The organism is Paenibacillus faecis, assembly GCF_008084145.1.
Lineage (GTDB): Bacteria > Bacillota > Bacilli > Paenibacillales > Paenibacillaceae > Fontibacillus > Fontibacillus faecis.
This window is the reverse complement of record NZ_VSDO01000003.1, coordinates 1-23268: the sequence shown is the minus strand read 5'-3', so window position 1 is coordinate 23268 and position 23268 is coordinate 1. Positions and strand designations below refer to the sequence as shown.

Here is a 23268-nt window from a genome sequence, read left to right as displayed (position 1 = left end):
CGACCTACTACCATGAAATTCAATTGGCAAGTTCCCAAATACCATTTAAAGGAATTTAGGGCGAAAGCACATGATTATTGTGTTTGTATCCCAGTCATAAATGAGGGAACAAAAATTCAAAACCAATTAGCTAAGTTAAAAGAATTATCAAATCAAATTGATATCATAATTTTGGATGGAGGCAGCACAGACGGGTCTATAGATGAACATATTTTGTTGGGAAATCATGTGCGGACTTTGCTAACAAAACAAGATAAAGGAAAATTAAGTGCTCAATTAAGAATGGGATTTTCCTATGCCATTGAACAGGGGTATAAGGGAATAATAACTGTCGACGGCAACAATAAAGACAGTGTTGAGTCGATCCCTGACTTTATAGAAAGACTGGAAGAAGGCTATGATTTTGTACAAGGGTCGCGTTATGTGCCTGGGGGGGGGGAAATTAATACACCTTTGTCCCGAAAGTTAGCAATCAAGTTAATACATGCTCCGTTTATCTCATTGATGGCGGGTTTTCGCTATACGGATACTACCAACGGGTTTAGAGCACACTCAAGTGTTTTTTTGCAGGATCATCGATTGCAGCCGTTTCGGGATGTATTTGATACCTATGAACTATTAGCTTATTTGTCTGTTAAAGCCCCGAGGTTAGGATACAAAGTAATTGAAATTCCGGTTACCCGCTCTTATCCTAAGGGTAAAATACCAACTAAAATAAGTCCTTTACGTGGTAATTGGTTACTTATCAGAATTTTAATAAACTTATTTTTCAAAAGATATGATATAAAGTATGATGTAAATAAAGATTATAGTGATAGGGGCTTAACTAAGGAGGAGCAATGAAGGGAATAATATTAGCAGGCGGCACAGGCTCGCGTCTCTACCCACTAACTAAAGTAACCAATAAGCACTTACTACCGGTTGGTAAATATCCAATGATTTTTCATGCTGTTAGTAAACTAAAGCAAGCAGATATTAGGGATATTCTTGTAGTTACCGGTAAAGATCACATGGGGGATGTCGTAAATCTCCTTGGTAGTGGTAGCGATATGGGGGTTTCTTTCACCTATAAGGTTCAGGACGAAGCTGGAGGCATCGCACAGGCATTAGGTTTGGCTGAACAGTTTGTAGGCAATGACCAAATGGTCGTGATTCTTGGGGATAATGTATTTGCAGACGATATTTCACCGTATGTGGCTAACTTTAAGAAGCAGCAAATAGGGGCCAAAATACTTATTCAAGAGGTTCACGATCCTAAACGATTTGGGGTTCCTGAACTGCAAGGTGATCGGATTGTATCAATTGAAGAGAAGCCACAGAATCCTAAGTCCAATTTTGCAGTGACGGGTATTTATATGTTTGATCAAAAAGTCTTTGAGATTGTAAAGATTCTAAAACCGTCCGCCCGAGGAGAATTAGAAATCACGGATGTCAACAATGCATATATTGAACGTGGGGAACTTACCTTTGATGTTCTGCAAGGCTGGTGGACGGATGCAGGTACGCATTCGTCGCTTGCACGAGCCAATGAACTTGCGAAAGATCTCGTGTTTGGAGAAGAGTTTGGAAAACTTAAGCTTTAGTTACATGGGGAGGGTGGTTAGTAATGAAGCTTACCTCACTTAAATTGGAAGGCGCTGCATTGCTTGAACCGGTGGTACACGGCGATCACCGGGGTTTTTTTATGGAAAGCTATAATGAAGCTGTAATGCATGGTCTAGGCGTAAATTATAAATTTATTCAAGATAATCACTCCCTTTCGGCGGAGCCAGGGGTACTAAGAGGGCTGCATTATCAATTAAATCCTAAAGCGCAAACCAAACTGGTTCGGGTTTTGTCAGGTGCTATTTATGATGTAATTCTGGATATCCGCCGCAGCTCTCCCACATTCGGACAGTGGGTTGGAGTCATCTTGAGTGAGTACAACAAACGTCAGTTGTTGGTCCCCAGGGGATTTGCCCATGGTTTTTGTACGCTTGTGCCTGACACCCAAGTTTTGTATAAAGTGGATGAATATTATTCCCCTGAGCATGATCGCGGCATACTATGGAATGATCCGGCGCTGCAGATTGACTGGCCCGTAAGTGAGCCGCAGCTATCGGACAAGGACCGACGTCATCCGTTATTTGCGGATGCCGAGATGAATTTCGATTAGGAGGATTTACTTCATGAAACTGCTCGTTACCGGGGGTGCCGGATTTATCGGCAGCAACTTTGTGTTATATATGCTTGAAAAATATCCGGAATACCAAATCATCAACGTTGATGCGCTTACTTACGCTGGAAACTTGGAGAACTTGAAATCCGTAGAGAATAACCCCAATCACGTATTCGTTAAGGCGGATATTACGGATTCAGAGAAAATGAGCGAGTTGATTGGGCAAGGCGTCGATGTCGTTGTCAATTTTGCGGCGGAGTCGCATGTGGATCGGAGTATTCTGGAGCCGGATATTTTCGTGAAGACGAATGTCCTGGGAACGCAAGTACTGCTGGACGCTGCAAGAAAGCACAACATCACTAAGTTTGTTCATGTTTCTACTGATGAGGTATACGGCACACTTGGGGAAACCGGCCTGTTCACAGAAGAGACACCCCTTGCTCCAAATAGTCCCTACTCGGCAAGTAAGGCGGGGGGAGACTTGTTAGTTCGCGCCTATCATGAAACATTCAATCTGCCTGTCAATATTACGCGCTGCTCAAACAATTACGGCCCTTATCAGTTCCCGGAAAAATTAATTCCGTTAATGATCTCCAAAGCTTTGAGCGACGAGGCTCTTCCGGTTTATGGAGATGGGCTGAATATTCGCGACTGGCTATACGTTGAGGATCATTGCAGCGCAATAGATCTGGTGATCCATCAAGGGCGTAACGGCGAGGTTTACAATATCGGCGGGAATAACGAGCGAACTAATTTGCAGATTGTGAGGACGATTTTGCAGGAACTCGGCAAGCCTGAATCCTTGATTACTCATGTTAAGGACCGCCCCGGCCATGACCGCCGCTACGGCATCGATCCGACCAAGACGATGAACGAGCTTGGCTGGAAGCCGAAGCATTCTTTTGAGACGGGAATTAAAGAAACTATTGCTTGGTACCTGGACCATAAAGAATGGTGGACTCGGATTCAGTCGGGAGCTTATCAAGATTATTATGAAAAACAGTACGGTGACCGCCTGGGTGATCATTCATGAAAGTTCTCGTAACTGGGGCTGGAGGACAACTAGGAAAAGATGTAGTGCAGTTTTTTGGGGAGGCCGGACATAAAGTTTTGCCATGTGATCGGGCGTCGCTAAACATTACCGATTTTGGGATGTGTTTGGAGCGTGTTCAGGAATTCAAACCGGATGCCATCATTCACTGCGCAGCTTACACCGCTGTCGATCAAGCAGAAGCCGATATTGATATGGCCTATGCAGTTAACGTAGTAGGAACGAGAAATATGGTCGTGGTAGCCGAACAGGTTAAGGCTAAGTTTTGCTACATTAGTACGGACTACGTATTCGATGGCACTGCAACGGCTGCTTATCGGGAGTACGACAATACGAACCCTCAGAGTATTTATGGAAAATCCAAGCGGGCGGGAGAGATACTCGTACAAAGCTTGTCTTCCGCATTTTTTATCGTGAGAACTTCCTGGGTATATGGCCTGCACGGACATAATTTTGTGAAAACGATGTTGAAGCTAGGTCAAGAGAAGTCGGTACTTAAAGTGGTGAATGACCAAAAAGGATCTCCTACCTATACGGTGGATTTAGCAGCGTTCCTTTTGGAACTGGTTCAAACGGAAAAGTACGGAATTTACCACGCTTCGAATGAAGGGGAATGCACATGGTTTGAGTTTGCCCAAGCAATTTTTGCGGAAGTTGAAAATGTTTGGGGTCACGCTTATCCGGTTCGTGTAGTACCCTGCACGACGGATGAATTTCCGCGGCCAGCTCCACGCCCGCGTAATTCGGTTATGGATCACCTGTCGATCCGGACGAATGGATTTCAGGATTTGCGGCCATGGCGTGAAGGGCTACGGGATTGTTTGAGAGAGATAAAGCTAAAAAGTAAAAAAGAAAATCGCTGATGCTTCATGCATCAGCGATTTGTATATTGCATTAGCTTAAGAACATGTCAACTACTTTGTTTGAAAATTTACTTAAATATACTGAGATGACTGAGATAACTGTGCAAGTTATTAAAAACACACAAAATACTTCACTATAGGTTAATACTTTACCGTAAAAATGATCTATAATCAACATAAGGATTAGATGATGCACTAAGAATATCGCATAACTATATTTACTTATAAACGCAACAAAACTTTTTAGTTTGTTATTCTTTATCAGATCTGCTATATATCTTAATACACAAAAAAATGATATACCAATAATTGTAACTCTATACATTCTGTTCATATCTATCGGGAGAGATAGTATTACTATACTTATAATAAGGGCTATGGAGAAATGATATGTTTTTACTTTTTGACAGTATGTCATTAAATACATTCCGAAGATAAACTCGGGAATTCTTGTAATAAAATTCATATGAATTGGTGTTTTAAAATCATAAAATTGAATAATGATAACGTAGTAGACTATGGTTAAAATCAACAATGTATGTGGTTTTTTTATCATAATGTATCTCAATAAAGGGAAAAATAAATAAATTAATATAATACATCCTAAAAACCATTCTCCAATAAGAGCAAAGTTAGATATAGTAAGAACATTCCCCATATAAACGTCAATGCCTAAGATAGAAAATAAAATAGTCCAGTTGGGGGATGAATGATTAATAGTTTTATTTCTATAAAATAAATATAGGAATGTTAATACATATGTTATCCAAAATAGTGGATATATACCCAGGAATCTCTTAAAAAAGAAATTCTTTGTAGAGAAGTTGCCACTGTACCTATGCATTAACGCTGCGCCAGAAATCAAAAAAAATAGAGCTACCCCAATCTCTCCAAGTCCAATAGTATTACCTAAATTAATTGGAAGTTTGTTATCGCCTAGCAAATTTCGTTCGTTAATGAAGCCATTAAAATGATAAATTATAACCAAAATTATTGATATTGCTCGGATAAAGTCTAAATAGAAGATCCTTTCTTTCTGAGTAATATTAATCATCCCTTTTGAAAAAATGCGATGCAACTTTAGAAAGTATAGAATGAAAGTTAAAAGTATGTCAATACTATCGATTGATGATACATTTAGCAAAACTCTATTTGTCAATAAGCCTGCTGGTTATATAAAATCCCACACAAGATGATTGTTAAAAAAAGCAAAGAAATTTTGAAATATTTACCAGTCTCCTCCAAACGGTGAAGAATAAACTATTGGATCCCATACTATACAAAATTTCTCTTCAAACGACGGAAATTGGCCAGTAAAGTGCAAAACGAATGAATGAATGAGATAAAGTTTTATTTTACCTAATAAGCCGATCATAACCAAAAACTTCTCGGTTTGCTGGCCTGTTTCATTACGGCGGTGAAGATTGAACACAATTATATAGTGATGGTGATCGCGGTTTAAGCGGCGAAGTGACGTGTAAAGGTAAGGATCGTCCGTTGAACTGCTGTTGATCTAGATGATATCGTCAACAATGAAGTAAAGGCAAAACCGCAATGGCTTCTTCATCGCTGCATATTTTTTGCCAAAACTACGGCTTAGAGTGGGCTTCTGGTGGAAGTCTCCCTGATGGGGAAATCCTCGTATTATCTAGTTTTTATGGCAATGGTCATTCCGGTTACTCTTTGTCCTATGTTTTTCCTTTGCTGATGTTCAAAAGAAAGGTATTGGTCAATCTGATCGTCGTGGCCGAGTTCTTTGGTTCAATTCTATTCTGGTCTTCCACTGTCCAAGGCCTCCTCGACAAGCCACAGCTTGGCTTAATATTTAATTATCTGGCCCGCCGTTCGAATCCATACAAAGTAAAAAGACAGGTCAAGTAAGGAAGAATGATTTTGGCCGAAATTTTGATTAATCGTTATAATTATAACATTCACGTCGGTGATATAATGGACATCGGAATCGCAAATCGGATAATAATCAGGAACATCTTCCTGCCTCCCATCGATGATGTACTTACTACCGGTTGAAAACCACTGCAATAACTTGTTTCATAGAAAACGCCAAAAATACAATCTCTCACAAGATTTCGTATCTTCCAAATTTCGCCTTACCCAAAGGAAATTCCTAAAAAAGTTGTTTTGTAATAAAATTTCTATGATGAAAATGTGCTACTCCGTCACCCGAAGTGTGCGCGTCGTCCAGGATTCGGTATAATGAATACGCGTAACTTGATTAAACTAATTTAATGTTTACAAGACCGCTTTTTTCACTACCTCTATAAGAAAAGGATGCAATATAATGCCATCAACCCCTACGGTAACCATCCATATCGTAACTTATAACAGCGCTGAAGACATCGAAGCTTGTCTGAATGCGGTTTTGCGGCAGACTTATGAACTTCAGAAAATTATCGTTATCGATAATGCCTCGGTAGACGGTACAGTGGGCCGTGTGCTTAAATATATTGAACGAACGGAGAGCCAGATCATTCAACTCGTCCCCAATCCCTCAAATATCGGCTTCGCTTCTGCGCACAACCAAGCCATTCGCATGACGGAGAGCGATTACGTGCTTGTTCTCAATCCGGATGTAGAGCTTGAGGCTAGTTACGTGGAAAGGCTTGTCGGGGAGATGGAGCGGCAACCGGGAATTGGAAGCTCAACGGGGCTGCTTCTTTTCCAAGATGCTCCCGAGATAGTGGATAGTACCGGCCTTGTGATGAACCGGATTTGGAGGGCGTTTGATCGAGGGGCGGGGGAACCGAGACAGCAATGGAGCGCGTCGGGAGAAGTGTTCGGCGTCTCCGGGGCAGCGGCGATCTATTCGCGAATCATGATCGATGACATTTCGATACAGGGACAATTTTTTGATGAAGACTTTTTTGCCTATAAAGAAGATGTAGACGTGGCCTGGCGAGCCGGACTATTGGGTTGGAAGGCGTATTATTGCGCCGAGGCGCTCGGCATTCATAAGCGGGGATGGAAGAAAGGCCAGAGAGGCGCAAGACCCTTGTTTATTCGCCAGCGTTCGTTCATCAACCGGTATAAGATGATCTATAAAAACCTGTCCGGTGCCGGTTGGGTTAGAAACCTCCCCCAATTACTTGCTTATGAAATTGCAGTACACGGTTACATGCTGTTGCGAGAGCCAAAAGTGCTTGGTGCCTGGGTAGACTTTTGGCGGCAACGGCCAAATCTGAGGGCAAAGCGGAGGGAACTTAAGGAGAAGGTCCTCAACAAGAATCAAAAATAAGGCTTATGAAGCTTCGAAGTAAGGGACCGGTTCTTACCGGTTCCTTTTGTCATTTATCCGGCTCTCTCCACCATTTCCCACCCCATATTTCCCCTCCACCTATCACATTATGCTATAATGTCGATAGATTACTATTTTTGTCAGGAGCGTTGCCGGTGGATTTATCCATAGTTATTGTCAATTACAACACGTGCCGACTGACGTTGGACTGTTTGCAGTCCGTATATGCCTCGGAGACGGGATATCGGTTTGAGGTCATTGTGGTGGATAACCACTCGCACGACGATTCGGTGGAGCGAATCCGCGAACAATTTCCTCAAGTCACTCTTATCGTTAATGAGAAGAATACGGGTTTTTCGTATGCAAACAATCAAGCGATGAAAGTCTCCGGTGGACGTTATATTTTGCTGCTCAACTCCGATACGATTATTCAAAAAGACACGCTGCAAATCATGCTGGAGTTTATGGACGGCCACCCGGAAGTGGGGGCCTCGGGCTGCAAGGTGATTTTGCCCGACGGTTCGCTGGATAAGGCGTGTAAGCGTGGTTTTCCTACGCCATCCGCTTCGTTCTATTATGCCTTTGGGTTTTCGAATTGGTTCCCGGATAACCCCAAATTCAACCAGTATCAATTGGGTTATTTGGACCCGGACCAAGAATACCCCATCGACTGCCTGGTCGGGGCCTTTATGATGGTCCGCCGGGAGACGATCGAGCAGGTAGGCATGTTGGACGAGGATTTCTTCATGTATGCGGAAGATACGGATTGGTGTTACCGGATCAAAGAGGCCGGATGGGTCAATTATTATTATCCGCGTACCACGATTGTCCATTATAAAGGAGGCAGTGCGCCTCGCAGGCCTTTAAAAATCATTTACGAATTTCATCGTTCCATGGTGTTGTTCTATAATAAACACTATAGGAAGAAATATAATCTTTTGGTAAGTGCCGTGATTTACGCGGGAATCGGTGTTCAATTTATGATGGCGGTGGCCAAATCCGCTCTCTCATTCCCGCTTAAAGGAAACAGGAAACCGGAATCGCTCCCGAAAAGTTCGGATACGGGTTCCGGTATAGGCATGAACTAGCAATGCTTTTTGGGGAGTGTGGAAATGAGCTCGTCGGTATCCATGAACAATAAATCATTGAATGCAACCAATCTATTAATCGCGGAGAATATCTCCATGTACAAGAAACGGACGCTTCGTTTGGAGAGGTTTCTTAACATTGTTTTGATCGCGCTGGAATATGTCTTTTACATCTGCAGTTTTATGCTGCTGTTTTTTATCCGGGTACTCCCCGACTATAAAATCGACAGCGTCACCGACCTGTTCAATCACTGGGAAACGCTGCCGGTGGGAAGAGATTATCTGCTCTTATTGGGTGTGATTTTTACCATCTACGCGATTTATACGACCCATCACGGACTTTACAAATGGGACCGGGATATTAGAGTTATCGATGACACCCTAAAAGCGGGAAAAGCCGTGTTCTTTTCTTTCCTCATCGCTCTCGGCCTTATCTTTTTCTTGAAAACCGGGGTAGTCTATTCCCGCTTGGTCATTTTCTCTTTTGCGGTCTTGATCGTGGTTAGCGCCTTTATCTCCCGTCTGCTGCGCCAGGGGGTCATGGTTCTTTTAACCCGCAAAAACATATACAGCAAGAATGTCCTTATAATCGGCGCCGGGCGGGTAGGCGAGGAAATCCGGGATAACCTGTTTAGCGGGAAAACAAACGGATACCGGTTCGTAGGCTTTTTGGATGATTATAAAAAGGATACGGAGCAGGTGATCGGTTCGATTGATCAGGTGGAAAGGCTGCTACAGCAGTACGAAATCCATGAGATTTACATTACGATTCCCTCGGAACGGAACGTAATTAATAACATGATCACTCGTATCCGCAAATATGATGTCCGTATTAAGATCATTCCGGAGATGTTCGAAATGGTGACGTCGGGCGTCGTGTTTGACCAGGCCTATGAATATCCTTGTATCGAGATCGTCAAGACGCCGTTGCGCGGGCTTAACCTAATCTTGAAAAGAGCCTCGGATCTGGTGCTCTCCATAGTGGGCCTGATCCTAATCTCTCCCTTACTGCTCATCGTAGCCGTAAGCATCAAGCTGGACAGCAAAGGACCCGTGATGATCAAACAGCGGCGGATCGGCAAAAACGGGGCTCCGTTCAACATGTATAAGTTCAGATCCATGGTGGAGAACGCGGAGCAGCTGCAAGTGGAATTGACTACGCAAAACGAGGCGGACGGCCCGGTATTTAAAATAAAGAACGATCCTCGCGTGACAAGAGTGGGGCGGTTTATCCGCAAATATTCCATTGATGAGCTGCCGCAGCTCTTGAATGTCGTACTCGGCCATATGAGTCTGGTCGGTCCGCGCCCTCCGCTTCCGAAGGAAGTGGAGCAATATACGGACTACGAATGGCGGCGGCTGGATATTCGTCCGGGCATTACGGGGCTTTGGCAAATTAACGGCAGAAGCGACCTGCCTTTTGAAGAATGGGTAAAGTTGGACTTATATTATATCGAGCATTGGAGCTTCGGCCTGGAGATGAAAATCCTCTTTAAGACCCTGCCGATCGTCATAAAAGGTACGGGGGCCTATTAATTTCATAAAATAGCATCGTGAAAGCCTGCAAGACTCCCCTGAGTCTGCAGGCTTTTTTACGTTTATTAGTTAATAAGAAATCGCGAGCCCGATTCCGGGCGAAATCATCCTAAAAAGGGGGCGGCACAGCATGAATCCAAAACCCCTGCATTACTTGCTGTTGTTTGCGGGCGTTACCGTTCTTATGTTCTTCACCCTTTCCAAACCGCAGGCATCGGTGCCATCGGCTCCGGGGTTCCAGGCGCACCGGGTGGTGGCCCATGCCATGGGCGGGATCGAGGGGCTGACGTATACGAACAGCTATGAAGCTTTCATTGCCAACTATGAAAAAGGGACCCGCGTTTTCGAGGCGGACCTCCTTTTAAGCAAAGATGACCGGCTGATCGCCCGGCATGAATGGGGCGAGAAGTTCACCGAGATGCTGGGTCAGGAGGCGATGGTGAAGCCTGACGAGCGCGGGACGGTGTGGAGCTACCGGGAATTCAAGGAGGCCAAAATCCTCGGCCGGTATGAACCTTTGGGCTGGGAGGATATTCTGGACTTGATGGAACGCTATCCCGACATCTATGTGGTTACCGATACCAAGCAGATTAAGACGGAAGAGTTTAATCGCATTTACACCAAGATCGTGCAAAGCGCCAAAAAGCGGGACGCTGCCCTGTTGGATCGCGTTGTGCCGCAGATTTACAATCGGGAGATGTGGGGAGACGTGGAGAGGCTGCATTCTTTCGAGCAGGTGATTTATACGCTCTATCAATCCGAGGATTCGGATGAGCAGGTCATCGAATTTGCCAAGGAAAAGCGGCTCGCCGCCGTCACCATGTCGGAAACCCGGGCCACGGAAAAACTCGTGACCGCCCTGAATAGCATCGGGGTCCCGTCCTATGTTCATACCGTGAATGAGCCCAGAAGCATCGCGAAGTTCAAGCGGATGGGAGTTTACGGATTCTACACCGATTTTTTGAGCGAGCAGGATGCCGCCCGGGCAGGCTGGACCGCTTATCTCGGATTTTAACGCTCTCCGTTGCTTCGTTTCCATGCCGTGGGGGGAGATGATGGGGGGCGGGAGCCTCCCCACCAAACCCTTAAACTCTACCTACCAACGTTTCGCCAACCGAAGTCTTCATTCGGCTGAGACCTACACAGAGCCCCAGACTAAGAACCGCACAAAGGATAAAGGACACGAGCGTTTGAGCGTAGACGCCCAGGACACCCAGATAGGCGATAACCGAATTGCTGACGACATTCAGAACGAAGGCGTGGGCCAGGTAAGCTCCGAAAGAGTATTTTCCGAACGTTCTTAGCATTTTGGCGCCCCGTCCGGAGGAAGCGGCTATTTTTTCGGCCAGAAGGAAGATCAGTAGAATCTGGAAGATAATCGTCGCCATCATAAAAGGATTTAACGGGGCAGTGACATTCGAGCTGAACAGATACGGATTGTCCGTCACGCCTTCATTGATCTCAGCGACTTTAAAGTAGATCCGAACCATGCAGAGGACCAGAAGCGAGGCGCTGATCAGCCAGGTTTTCCGCACAAAGGTTTTCCACTGTTCATAATATATGCCTACCAACCCGCCCAGCATAAAGTAAAAGATCCAGAAGACGAAATTTCGGTCCAGATATTGAAAAATAAAGCCCAGGTTAGGATTGTCGCTGTAAATTTTCCCTTGGGAAAGGGCGTAAACGAGCAGCAGGTTGATCATCAAGATGGCGCCCGCAACGGCAAGATTCACCTGCCATGATCTTTGCCTGGACAACAGAAGCCGAAATAGAGGGTAAAGCAGGTAAAAAGGAATAATCATGACCATAAACCATAGATGATAAGAAGCTTTGCCGGTCAAAGACAACTCAAGGATGTCGTAAAGCTGCAGCCAGGTGCTTTTGGCGGAAACTCCGCTCAGGAAGCCGACCCAAACATAGTAGAAAAGGGTCCAGGCCAGATAGGGAACAACGACTTGCTGAAATCTTTTTCGCAGAAAGGCTCCGAACTTCAATTCTCCGTCGTAATTATAGAAAAGAACCACCCCGGTAATGAAGACGAACATAGGCACCGCATACCGGCTCAGTCCGAGTGCGGTCGTTCCGACCGTAAGTACCCCGGGACTCAACCCAGGCTGGTAAAAGAGACCGGCGATGACGTGTTGCAAAACAACGGCTAAAAAGGCCAGTCCGCGCAATATTTCAATCTCTTCTAATTTGGCTTTTCTCAAATAATCCCCCTCTTATCTTTGTGAACTATGACCAGTTTATTAAAAGGGGAATTGGCCCGTCAACCGACCATAGAATCGAATCACCCGGAAGAGGCCAACTTTTTTTGTTCGCCTCCGATGCGAACATTGACAGTCCCCCCGGGGTAACTTAGACTAGAAATGTTATGATATACAGTACTGTGAAAAAAGCGGCATAAACTGGATGCGGGGCGGGAAAGAGGCCCCGTTTTTCGCGACCATATAGGGAGCTGAATCGGTTGGAAAGGCTTGGTGGATGGGGTGTTCATGCAGCGGCAAAATTGGCAAAACTGGCGGCATGTTTTTAAATTGGACCCGGATCGGATATTGACGGACGAAGCGTTGGAGGCGGTCTGCTTGTCCGGGAGCGACGCGATCATGGTAGGGGGGTCCAGCGGAGTGACCTATGACAATACCGTGGACCTTCTGTCCCGGATTCGTCAATATGAGCTCCCCTGCGTGCTCGAGGTTTCCGCCCTGGAGGCCGTCGTGCCGGGGTTCGACCTGTACCTGATTCCGATGGTGCTGAACACGGGGCAGAGCGACTGGCTGATCGGGCAGCATGCCCGGGCGGTGGAGCGGTTCGGCTACATGATCCCGTGGGACATGCTTGTGCCCGAAGGCTACATCGTGCTGAACCCCGATTCGACCGTAGCCCGGATCACGTCCGCGGATACGCGGCTGGAGGCCGCTCAGGCCGCCGCCTACGCGGAGGTCGCGGATAAACTGCTCCGCCTGCCGATCGTGTACGTGGAGTACAGCGGCACGTTCGGGGATCTCGAGCTGGTGGCGGACGTCCGCCGCTCGCTCGGGGAAGCCCGCCTGTTTTACGGCGGCGGCATCGCGGACGCGGAGTCGGCCCGGCGGGCGGCCGCGGTCAGCGACACCATCGTCGTCGGCAACGCGGTGTACACCGATCTCGACCGGGCGCTTGAAACGGTGAAGGCGGTGCAAGAGCGGCGAATGATAAACGAAGAAGTTTGACAGAACCTTGTTCTGGGGCCCGAGGTGGGAAAATAGGAGAAATTAGGGCGCTAGCGTTGCATTACACGAGCAAATTGGATAGCGGCCAACTCCGTTTGAGATAGGGTAGGTGAATAAGGGACTTTTAAGGCGCTATTTTGTCGAATTTGGCTCATCGGAACCGAATAGCGGCTGTTTAGGCTCTTATTTTTGGAAAAAAGCGCTCCAAACCCTGATTTGGGGTCCGCCCAAAGTAAATAAGGCCCTTTTTGACCTCTATTTTGCCCTTGGAGCCGAATCTGGCCCAAATAACGGCCTAAAAGACTGTTATTCCGCGGTGGGGGTATCATCCCAGGTTCGGCCGCAATAACGGCCCAAAAGGCCGTTAAATGTCTGCAAAAGGCTCAAGCGCCTGAGATCGGATCCCTTCTCCGATCCCTGACCTTACCTTGGGTTGGACAGTTGAAGCGATATTAAGAAAGGAGCATGATTTCTATGCAACCTGTTAACATACAAGAGGCGGTCGCCCGTCTGAACCCGCAGCAGCGGGAAGCCGTCGTCACGACGGAAGGGCCGCTGCTGATCATGGCCGGCGCGGGCAGCGGCAAGACGCGCGTGCTGACGCACCGCATCGCCTACCTGATCGCCACCCGCAAGGCGCCGCCTTGGGCCATTCTGGCGATCACCTTTACCAACAAGGCCGCGCGCGAGATGCAGGACCGCGTATCCCGCCTCGTCGGCGGCGCGGAGGGCCGGGACATCTGGGTGTCCACCTTCCACTCCATGTGCGTGCGCATCTTGCGGCGCGATATCGAGCGCATCGGGTTTACGTCGAATTTTTCCATTCTGGACTCGACCGACCAGCTCTCCGTTATCCGCAACATTATGAAAGAACTGAACATCGACACGAAGAAGTTCGAGCCGAAGGCCGTTCAATCGATGATCAGCACCGCGAAGAACGAACTTATCACACCGCAGCAGTATGAACAGAAGATCGGGGACTTTTTCGAAGGAATCGTCGCCAAAGTCTACACGATGTATCAAAAGCGGCTCCGCAGCAACAACTCCCTCGACTTCGACGATTTGATCATGAAGACGATCGAGCTGTTTAAGGAAACGCCGGAGGTGCTGGATTTTTATCAGAAAAAATTTCAGTACATCCACGTCGACGAATACCAGGATACCAACCGGGCGCAATATATGCTGTGCCGGATGCTGGCCGACAAACATCACCGCATCTGCGTCGTCGGGGACAGCGACCAGTCGATTTACCGCTGGCGCGGGGCGGATATCACCAATATCCTCAATTTCGAGCAGGATTATCCGGAAGCGACGACGATCATGCTCGAACAGAACTACCGTTCCACCGCGACGATTCTGAACGCGGCCAACGGGGTGATCGGGCGGAACACGGGACGGAAGCCGAAGAAGCTGTGGACCGACAAGGGCGAGGGCGACAAGATCAAGGTCTACCGGGCGGATTCGGAGCATGATGAAGGGTATTTTGTCACGTCGGAGATATCCAACAACATCAAGGCCGGCAAAAAATACCGCGACCACGCCATCCTCTACCGGACCAACGCGCAATCCCGGGTCATCGAGGAAATTCTCATCAAATCGGATATCCCTTACCAGATTGTCGGGGGCATCAAGTTCTACGACCGCAAAGAAATCAAGGACCTGCTCGCTTACCTGCGGCTGCTGTCCAACCCTGACGATGATATCAGCTTAACCCGGATCATTAATGTGCCCAAAAGAGGCATCGGCGATACGACGGTCGGCAAACTGGCCGACGCGGCGGCACAGCGGGGAGTATCCATCTTCCGCGTGCTGGAGACGGTCGACGATCTCGGCATCGCGGGGCGGACCCGCAACGCGCTGGTCGAGTTTTACGATATGATTGCGGCGCTGCATCAAATGGTCGAGTATCTCTCCGTCACCGAGCTGACCGAGAAATTGCTGGAAATGACGCAGTATCGGCTGGAGCTGCAGAACGAGAATACGATCGAATCGCGGTCCCGCCTCGAAAATATTGATGAATTCCTGTCGGTAACGATGGAATTTGAGAATAATAATGAAGACAAGTCGCTCGTTTCTTTCCTGACCGACCTCGCGCTGATCGCCGATATCGACAGCATGAACGATAACAGTGACGCCGAGAAACAGAACGACGACGCGGTCGTGCTGATGACGATGCACAGCGCCAAAGGCCTGGAGTTTCCGGTCGTGTTCATCGTCGGGATGGAAGAAGGCGTGTTCCCGCACAGCCGGGCTTTCCTCGACAACGAGGAGCTGGAGGAGGAGCGCAGGCTGGCTTATGTCGGCATTACCCGTGCCGAAGAGAAGCTGTTCCTGTCCTGCGCCCAGATGCGCACCTTGTTCGGCCGGACCACCGCCAACCCGCCTTCGCGGTTTCTGGATGAGATTCCGGAGGAACTCAAGGAAGATACGGGCATCGCGCGCGATCGGTACCGCCGGGGGGCGGGAATCGGCGGCGCGTACAGCGGCCGCGGCTTCGGCGGCGGCGGAAGCAACTTCGGCCACCGCGGCGCGGCCGAAGTCCCCGGCTCGCGGCCGGCTGCGGGCGGCCGCAGCGGCGTGACCATGACGGTGGGCGCCTCCGGGTCGTCCGCCATGGCCAAGCCGCCGGGGTCGACCGACCCCGGCGAATTCCAGGCCGGCGACAAAGTGTCGCACGGCAAATGGGGCGTCGGCACCATCGTGTCGATCACCGGCTCCGGCAATAATACGGAGCTGACGATCGCTTTTCCGGCACCGATCGGTTTGAAGCGCCTGCTCGCCAGCTTTGCCCCGATCACGAAGGTGACCGAGGGCTAAGGAGCCGTCATCAATACGCGGAGGGCCCCTGAACGAACGGGTCAGGCGGTCCCTCCGTCCTACATAATAAGGAGGGTTGTCCCCGCATGGATAAAATGCAAAGAATGGAACAGCTTGTAGAGCAGTTAAACCAGTATAACTACCACTACTACACCCTGGACCAGCCGCTCGTCAGCGACAAGGAGTACGATCTGTTGTACGACGAATTGACCGCGCTGGAGGCGGAGACCGGGATAACGCTCCCCGATTCGCCTACGGGACGGGTCGGCGGCGAGTTGCTTCAGGGCTTTAAGCCCCATCGCCATCTGGCTCCGCTGTGGAGTCTGGATAAAGCGCAGAACGAGGAGCAACTGATCAACTGGAACAATCGGGTGCTGCGATTGATTGCCGACTACAACAGCAAAAATCCCGATACGCCGCTGCCGGACCCTACCTATGTGGTGGAGCTCAAATTCGACGGCCTGACGTTGAATTTGACGTACACGGACGGCAAGCTGGTTCAAGCCTCGACCCGGGGCAACGGGGTGATCGGGGAAGGCATTCTGGCTCAGGTCAAAACGATCAAATCGGTGCCGTTGACTATTCCATTCACCGCGGGGACGATCGAAGTTCAGGGCGAAGGCATTATGAATTTGTCCGTGCTCGCCAAATACAACGAGACGGCCGCCGAGCCCTTGAAGAACGCGCGGAACGCCGCCGCCGGCGCACTGCGCAATTTGAATCCGCGGACGACGGCGGAACGGAAGTTGAACGCTTACTTCTATAATGTCGGTTATTCCGACGGAATCCGGTTTTCCAGTCATCAGGAAATGGTGGCTTTTCTCAAAGAGAACCGCTTCAAAGTCAATCCGCATGTAACGTATCACGACAGTTTCCAGGAAGTGATCGATGTCCTCCATACCATCGTGGACAAACGTTCCTCGCTGGATTACCTGATCGACGGGGCCGTCATCAAAATCACCGACATGCGCACCCGCGAGGTGCTGGGCTATACGGACAAGTTCCCGCGCTGGGCGGTCGCCTTTAAGTTTGAAGCGGAGGAGACGACCACGGTGCTGGAGTCCGTGACCTGGAACGTGGGCCGCACCGGCAAAATCACGCCGCTCGCCAGAGTCGAACCGGTCGAGCTCGCCGGGGTCACCGTGCAAAACTGCACGCTCAACAACGTCGGCGATATCGAGCGCAAAAACCTGAAGTTCGCCCTGGGCACCCGGGTGTTCATCCGCCGCTCGAACGATGTCATCCCCGAAATTCTCGGCAAAGTGACCGAGGAACAGGACGGCGGAGAGATCGTCTACCCGGTAAACTGCCCGGCCTGCGGCTTCCCGCTGGAACAGCGCGGCGCTCATCTCTTCTGCAACAACCGGCTGGACTGCAAGCCGCAGATCGTCAGCCGGATCACGCACTTCGCGTCCCGGGACGCGATGGACATCGAAACGTTCAGCGAGAAGACCGCCGAACAGTTGCACGATGAACTGAACGTTCGCGAGCCGGCCGAACTGTATACGCTCACGTTTGAGCAATTGATCAAGCTGGAGCGGTTCGGTGAGAAGAAAGCGAACAACCTGCTGAAGGCGATTGAGGAGAGCAAGGGACGGGACCTGGCTTCGTTCTTGTATGCGCTGGGCATCCCGAACACCGGAAAATCGACGACCAAAGTATTGGCCGACCATTTCCGGGATTTGGACAAAATCATGAACGCCACGGTAGAGGAACTGACGGAGCTTCCGGATATCGGCGGGATTGTGGCCGAGAGCATCGTGTCCTTTTTTGCCGACCCGTTCATGCAGGCCGGTATCCATAAGATGCTGTCCCTGGGCGTGGAGGCAAAGCCACCGCAGCAGGCGGCTCCGGTGACGGACTCCTTCTTCTCCGGCAAAACCGTCGTGCTGACCGGTACGCTGCATCAGCTCGGCCGGGACGAGGCTACGGCGCGGCTTGAAGCGCTCGGCGCCAAGGTGACCGGCAGCGTTTCGAAGAAGACGGATCTGGTCATCGCCGGAGAGAAGGCCGGCAGCAAGCTGGCCAAGGCTCAGGAACTCGGCATTCCGGTAATCGAAGACGAGGATGAATTGATCAAGCTTTTGAACGGACAAAACGAGTAACTCTTGTTAAAGAGTGAGGTAATCCCGGGAAACGGTGCATTCAAGTGCGCCGATGGCCCGGGATTTTTTTGCGCCGTCAAAGTTTATTGCCGCGAAGTGATGCGGGTCATTGAACCATCGGCCTATTTCCTTTCATGATGAGTAGATCAGGGGAGCCGGCGAGTCTTCCTTTGAAATGAAGATGAAAAGGATGGGGATGTTCTTGATGGGAAACGGACTCGGATGGAAGCCTTCGCGGTTTAATGCGCAAAGTGAAAGCGATGACGGAGGAGTGGTGCTTTACAACAGTTATACCGGGGCGGTAGCCTCCTTTTCCGCGGAGGAGAGAGCGGCGTTGATGCTATGCCTCCGGCCGGGCGAACCCCCATCCGGCGCTGCTGCGGATCTGCATCCGCTGCTCGTAGAGCAGGGATTTCTGGTCAGGGAGGACACGGATGAGCTGCGCAGAGCCTTGTTTCTGCATCAATCCCTGCATGCGGCCGATACGATGCACCTGGTTCTTTTGGCAACCGAAGCCTGTAACTTCCGCTGTACCTATTGTTATGAGTCTTTTCCGAGAGGGGCGATGCGCCAGGAAGTGATGGAGGGCCTGGAGGCTTATATCGCATCCCGGAGCAAAACGCTGAACCGGCTTACGATCAGCTGGCATGGCGGTGAGCCGCTGTTGGTGCCGCATCTCATCGAAAGGCTGTCGCGTTCCTTTATCGCGTCTTGCGAAGCGAATGATGTGGTTTATGAGGCCGAGATGTCCACCAACGGGTATTTTTTGACGCGCGAACGGTTAAATCAACTGCTGGATTTGCATGTCGGGCGATTTATGGTCACGCTGGACGGGGAGGAAGAGGTTCATAACAAGCGCAGAGGGCTGCATGGCGGAGGCGGAACGTATCGTACGATCGTGAACAACCTGCTTTCGTTGAAAGACGTCGACCGCCCCTTTGAGATCAATCTTCGCGTTAATTTTGACAACAGCAATCTTGAGGCCGTTGCCGGCTTTATTCCGGTGCTGCGCGATTTGTTTGCGGACGATCCGCGGTTTAAAGTTTACTTTCGTCCCGTCGGCTGTATGGGGGGAGAGAACGATCTGAATCTTCCGGTGTGCGACGAGCACACCAAGGACCATAAAATATGGGAGTTCAACGAAATGGCCATCGCCGAAGGGCTGCACATCAGTTCGTTCATCTCCGATATTTTGCTGCCGACCGGGGCCATATGCTACGCGGCCAAGCCGAATTCATTCGTCGTCGGTTCCGACGGTGTGCTGTATAAATGCTCCGTCGCGCTGGAGCAGGATAACAACCGGCTCGGGCGGATATATCGGGACGGCACGCTGGAGCTGGATAACGATAAGCTGGCGCTGTGGACGACCTCGGGGGAGGAACACGACGAAAACTGCCGCGCCTGCTTCTTTCGCCCGGCTTGCCAGGGCAATCACTGTCCGCTCTATCGGATGCGGACCGGTCAGCGGCCCTGCTCTTATGAGAAGAGGCAGATCAAACAGACGCTGCGCACCGTCTGGCTGCAGAACGAAAGCAAGCAGGCCAGCTTCATGAAGTAACCGCGATGCGAAGCGGATATACCGGGAAGCTTGTAAAGGAGGTGAGAGCCGTGAAAATTATCCGCCCTGCAGCCGCGCCTGCGTTGGTCAAAACGGGCCGGGTTTCGAAGTCGGTGCCCGGCAATTTAAGCTAATATTCCATTTCGGATGTTCCTTGTCCCCTGCTTCCGTGGCGGGGGATTTTTTAATGCCATTTTAATACTAATGGAAAAATTATACGAAAAGTGTAACTTTCATTTCCTTTCAAACGTTATAAGGATGGAATGTTATTATTTCGAATCTATTATACAGGGGGTAATGATGATTTTTCGAAAGCTACATAAGCCGCTGATCCTGTTCATCGTTTGCTTGCTCGCTGCAGGCTGCGCGAAGACGGGAACCAAAGCGGAAAATGAGCAGCGTACGCTCAAGGTTTTGTTTGGAGATGAGGGGTATTTCTATCAAACCTACGGCGATTTGTTTGCCATGAGATATCCGAATGTGAACATTGAAGTCGTAAGCATGCAAAGCGTCTATGACGCGGAAGAGAAGGATACGAAAAAAGCGCTGAAGGAGCTTCTGGACAAGGAGCAGCCCGATGTTTTGATGCTGGATAAAGACAGCTACAGTATCCTGGCTTCCGAGGGGCTTTTGATGGATTTGCAGACGTTGATCGACCGTGACAAATTTGACACGTCCTCGTTCCTTCCAGGGATGCTGGAGATGTTAAAGGAACGAGGCGGCGGCAAGCTCTATGGACTGTCCCCTTACTTTTATGCGAACGTGATTTACTATAATGCGGATCTGTTTGCGAAATACGGGGTCGAGCCGCCGCATGACGGGATGACCTGGCAGGAGATTATCGATACCGCCCGCCGTTTCCCGACCGATGGGGACGAGAAAAGCCGGGTCTATGGTTTCGGCTCGAATTTCGGTTATCAGCTTCAGGACCTGGCGTCCATGATCGCAAGTACCCATGGAATTAAAGAAGTGGACCCGAAAACCCGGAAAGTTACTATAAATACGGAAGGTTGGAAACAAGCTTATCAACTCGCACTGGATGCCATCGAATCCAAAGCGATATACAACCCGCAGGACGGGGGCTTTCAAGGTGGATCGATGGAAGAGTATTATAATAGCCAACCTTTTCTGATGGGACGCATGGCGATGACTACGGACGGGTCTTATTTTCTTCAGAACCTGAGGGACGTCAAAACCCGGTTAAAGGATTACAAACCGTTCCAACTGGGCATCGTTGCGGGCCCGGTGGATCCGGCCAAACCGGATGAATCGCGGGAAATCTATTTTGGCCGCGTTTTATCGATCCGGGCGAATACGCCGAATGTTGAAGCGGCATGGGACTTCATGAAATTTGTACACGGCGAGGAATACGCCAAAATTAAGTCCAGAACGTTGAATGAAGGGATGCTCACCCGGATGGGCAGTGTGAAAGAATTCGAGGGTGTCAACCTGGATGCTTTTTATAAGCTGAAGCCGAGTTCAGAGAGCAACCTTTTATCGTCGGAAGACGAGATCCCTTCGGCGTTCTACGAGCAATACTATTCTATTCTCTCGCGGGAGACCGGACTGCTTGAGAAGAAGAGCAAATCCGTGGATGAAGCCTTGAAAACCATTGAGCAGGAAGCACAGGCTCAGTTGGATAAGGCGCTGAAGGATAAGAAGGACAAGAAGGACGCGGAAACTAATTAATCGAAGAATATGAGGAGGGTATACCTTGAAAGGTAACAAGTTGAACAAGCTCCTATTGCTGGCGCTCAGCGCTATAATGGTGCTGATTGCGGGCTGTAACCCGGGACAGGGCAAGCAGGCGGAGACGCAGCGCATGATGAAAGTGATGTTTTTTGATGAGAGCTACTTCTTTCAACAGTATGGTGACATGTTTGCGATGCAGTATCCTAATGTTGAGATTGAAGTGGTCAATACGCAATCTATCTATAGCGGCGGGCAGGTCGAGGATTATAACAAGGCGATGATGGACTTTATCGATAAAGAGCAGCCGGACGTTGTCATGCTGAATCCCGAAACTTACAGCAAGATGGCCAATGACGGCAAATTAATGGAACTGGACACGCTGATCGACCGGGACAAATACAATACCGAAACGATTTATCCCGCATTGATCGAGATGTTGAAGCAAAAGGGCAACGGCAAGCTGTACGGTCTGAGCCCGACTTTTAACGCAAACGCCATTTTCTATAATGCCGATCTATTCAATAAATACGGTGTCGAGCCACCCCACGACGGAATGACCTGGCAGGAGATTCTCGATCTTGCCCGGCGTTTCCCTACGGAGGGGGATGAGAAAAGCCGGATATACGGATATGGAACGAATTACTCCACGACGTTTAGTCAATTGGCCCAGCAGATCGCCTCTGCGGAAGGTTTGAACGCCATTAATCCGGACACCTTAAAGGTGACATTGAACACGGATTCTTGGAAAAAAGCCTATCAAATGGCTTTGGACGCCATCAGTGCGGGAGCGGTTTACAACCCGAAAGACGGCGGATTCCAAGGCGGATCCATGGAAGAGTATTATAAGAGCCAGATGTTCTTGATGGGACGGATTGCGCTTACTACAGGCGATCCTTATATGCTTCAGAGCTTGAAGGAAGTCAGAAGCGCCATGAAGGATTACAAGCCGTTTGAACTTGGGATGGTCTCTGGACCGGTTGATCCGACCAACCCCGAAACGAGCCGAAACATCTACTTTAGCGAAATCTTCGGGATCCGTGCCGGTTCTCCTAACGCGGATGCGGCATGGGATTTCATCAAATTCATCAATGGGGAAGATTACGCCAAAGTCAAATCGAGATCCATGAATAACGGTCTGCTCTCCCGCATGGGCTACAGCAAGGAGTACGACGGTCATAGTCTCGATGTGTTTTATAAGTTGAAACCGAATGTTTCGGAGGATCAGTATTCCAGCTCCGATAAAATTCCGATGGAGTTCTACCAACAATATCAAACGATCATGGATCGGGAACTTGGCCTGGTTGAGAATAAGAAGAAGTCCATCGAGGACGCGCTTAAAGTCATAGAACAAGAGGCTCAGGTTACCCTCGACAAGGCGGTCAAGGACCAAGAGGCGAAGAAAGCCAAAGAAGGTTCGGCTGCCGGAAGCGATGCGGCAAAATAAATAATCCGAAAAGCAACATGAGAAGGTTGGTTCCGTAGAAACGGGATCGACCTTCTTTTTTTGTGATGGGAAAATATACCTGTTGCCAACCAAGCAAGGGCGTGATAAATTATTATTTGTCGCTTCGAACGAATGCTTGTTTAGCAGCTAGCGTTTTTAAAAAAAGAAGTTGACAGCGAAATTGATTTTCGCTATAATAAGATACTGTTCGACAAAAGTTGATTGTTAGATTGCTTTTAGCGAACAAATCAAGTTCTTTGAAAACTGAACAAATGAAACACGTCAATTTAGATGATTTTTATAAATCGTCAGATTCAAAATGAGCTATCAGCTTATTCAATAAGCTTTAACTCGGATGGAAAGCCACTCCCTTTTGGGTGAGTAGATCCTTCCATCCCTTATTGGAGAGTTTGATCCTGGCTCAGGACGAACGCTGGCGGCGTGCCTAATACATGCAAGTCGAGCGGAGTTAATCGGGAGCTTGCTCCTGG

The 23268-nt window shown here is 49.1% G+C and carries 18 protein-coding genes and 1 rRNA gene; 17 read left to right on the top strand and 2 right to left on the bottom strand.

Going from position 1 to position 23268, the window contains the following annotated elements; genetic code table 11:
* The first annotated feature begins 12 nt into the window (after positions 1-12).
* Genes FRY98_RS13715 through rfbD form a run of 5 tightly spaced genes read left to right on the top strand, consistent with a single transcriptional unit; the run spans position 13 to position 4072 of the window.
* On the top strand, positions 13-843 hold the full coding sequence (locus FRY98_RS13715; protein WP_148452788.1) for a glycosyltransferase family 2 protein: 831 nt from the start codon (positions 13-15) through the stop codon (positions 841-843).
* Positions 840-1583 (top strand): sugar phosphate nucleotidyltransferase, encoded by a 744-nt coding sequence (locus FRY98_RS13710; RefSeq protein WP_148452785.1) that lies wholly within the window; start codon positions 840-842, stop codon positions 1581-1583. Before FRY98_RS13715 ends, FRY98_RS13710 begins: the two co-directional genes overlap by 4 nt.
* Before the next feature lie 23 nt (positions 1584-1606).
* Positions 1607-2155, top strand: coding sequence for a dTDP-4-dehydrorhamnose 3,5-epimerase (rfbC, locus tag FRY98_RS13705; protein ID WP_148452783.1), 549 nt, complete (start codon positions 1607-1609; stop codon positions 2153-2155).
* A gap of 13 nt (positions 2156-2168) precedes the next feature.
* Positions 2169-3191 carry a dTDP-glucose 4,6-dehydratase gene (gene rfbB / locus FRY98_RS13700; RefSeq protein WP_148452781.1) on the top strand — a complete coding sequence of 341 codons (1023 nt, stop codon included), beginning with the start codon at positions 2169-2171 and terminating at the stop codon, positions 3189-3191.
* Positions 3188-4072, top strand: a complete 885-nt coding sequence (rfbD, locus tag FRY98_RS13695; RefSeq protein ID WP_148452779.1) for a dTDP-4-dehydrorhamnose reductase — start codon at positions 3188-3190, stop codon at positions 4070-4072. Before rfbB ends, rfbD begins: the two co-directional genes overlap by 4 nt.
* Before the next feature lie 31 nt (positions 4073-4103).
* Here rfbD and FRY98_RS29440 read toward each other — a convergent pair whose 3' ends face one another.
* Complete coding sequence (locus tag FRY98_RS29440) at positions 4104-5126, bottom strand: acyltransferase family protein (protein WP_420819702.1); 1023 nt, start codon at positions 5124-5126, stop codon at positions 4104-4106.
* A 500-nt stretch (positions 5127-5626) separates the two neighbouring features.
* On the opposite strand from FRY98_RS29440, the gene FRY98_RS13685 reads away from it, so the two are divergent.
* From FRY98_RS13685 to FRY98_RS13665, 5 genes are all read left to right on the top strand, one after another.
* Positions 5627-5953, top strand: coding sequence for a hypothetical protein (locus FRY98_RS13685; protein ID WP_148452775.1), 327 nt, complete (start codon positions 5627-5629; stop codon positions 5951-5953).
* Positions 5954-6371: 418 nt separating this feature from the next.
* The gene (locus FRY98_RS13680) at positions 6372-7325 is read left to right on the top strand and encodes a glycosyltransferase family 2 protein (protein ID WP_148452773.1); all 954 of its coding nucleotides are present in this window, start codon (positions 6372-6374) and stop codon (positions 7323-7325) included.
* 155 nt (positions 7326-7480) lie between these two features.
* Positions 7481-8413 (top strand): glycosyltransferase family 2 protein, encoded by a 933-nt coding sequence (locus tag FRY98_RS13675; protein WP_148452771.1) that lies wholly within the window; start codon positions 7481-7483, stop codon positions 8411-8413.
* 24 nt (positions 8414-8437) lie between these two features.
* Positions 8438-9949: a sugar transferase gene (locus tag FRY98_RS13670; protein WP_148452769.1), complete on the top strand. Its 1512-nt coding sequence runs from the start codon at positions 8438-8440 to the stop codon at positions 9947-9949.
* A gap of 130 nt (positions 9950-10079) precedes the next feature.
* Positions 10080-10964 (top strand): phosphatidylinositol-specific phospholipase C/glycerophosphodiester phosphodiesterase family protein, encoded by an 885-nt coding sequence (locus FRY98_RS13665; protein WP_148452768.1) that lies wholly within the window; start codon positions 10080-10082, stop codon positions 10962-10964.
* Between the two features lie 70 nt (positions 10965-11034).
* On the opposite strand, the gene FRY98_RS13660 is transcribed toward FRY98_RS13665, so the two are convergent.
* Positions 11035-12159 carry an acyltransferase gene (locus tag FRY98_RS13660; protein ID WP_148452765.1) on the bottom strand — a complete coding sequence of 375 codons (1125 nt, stop codon included), beginning with the start codon at positions 12157-12159 and terminating at the stop codon, positions 11035-11037.
* A 285-nt stretch (positions 12160-12444) separates the two neighbouring features.
* On the opposite strand from FRY98_RS13660, the gene pcrB reads away from it, so the two are divergent.
* From pcrB to FRY98_RS13625, 7 genes are all read left to right on the top strand, one after another.
* A complete protein-coding gene (gene pcrB / locus FRY98_RS13655; RefSeq protein WP_148452764.1) occupies positions 12445-13161 on the top strand; it encodes a heptaprenylglyceryl phosphate synthase in 717 nt (238 codons plus the stop codon).
* A 474-nt stretch (positions 13162-13635) separates the two neighbouring features.
* Positions 13636-15978: a DNA helicase PcrA gene (gene pcrA / locus FRY98_RS13650; RefSeq protein ID WP_148452761.1), complete on the top strand. Its 2343-nt coding sequence runs from the start codon at positions 13636-13638 to the stop codon at positions 15976-15978.
* 86 nt (positions 15979-16064) lie between these two features.
* The gene (gene ligA / locus FRY98_RS13645) at positions 16065-18083 is read left to right on the top strand and encodes an NAD-dependent DNA ligase LigA (RefSeq protein WP_148452759.1); all 2019 of its coding nucleotides are present in this window, start codon (positions 16065-16067) and stop codon (positions 18081-18083) included.
* Between the two features lie 205 nt (positions 18084-18288).
* The gene (locus FRY98_RS13640; RefSeq protein WP_148454445.1) at positions 18289-19641 is read left to right on the top strand and encodes a radical SAM/SPASM domain-containing protein; all 1353 of its coding nucleotides are present in this window, start codon (positions 18289-18291) and stop codon (positions 19639-19641) included.
* 297 nt (positions 19642-19938) lie between these two features.
* Positions 19939-21330 (top strand): ABC transporter substrate-binding protein, encoded by a 1392-nt coding sequence (locus FRY98_RS13635; protein ID WP_170287091.1) that lies wholly within the window; start codon positions 19939-19941, stop codon positions 21328-21330.
* 25 nt (positions 21331-21355) lie between these two features.
* Positions 21356-22777 carry an ABC transporter substrate-binding protein gene (locus FRY98_RS13630; protein WP_225039272.1) on the top strand — a complete coding sequence of 474 codons (1422 nt, stop codon included), beginning with the start codon at positions 21356-21358 and terminating at the stop codon, positions 22775-22777.
* Positions 22778-23175: 398 nt separating this feature from the next.
* Positions 23176-23268: ribosomal RNA gene (locus FRY98_RS13625) — 16S ribosomal RNA — on the top strand; the annotation flags it as partial.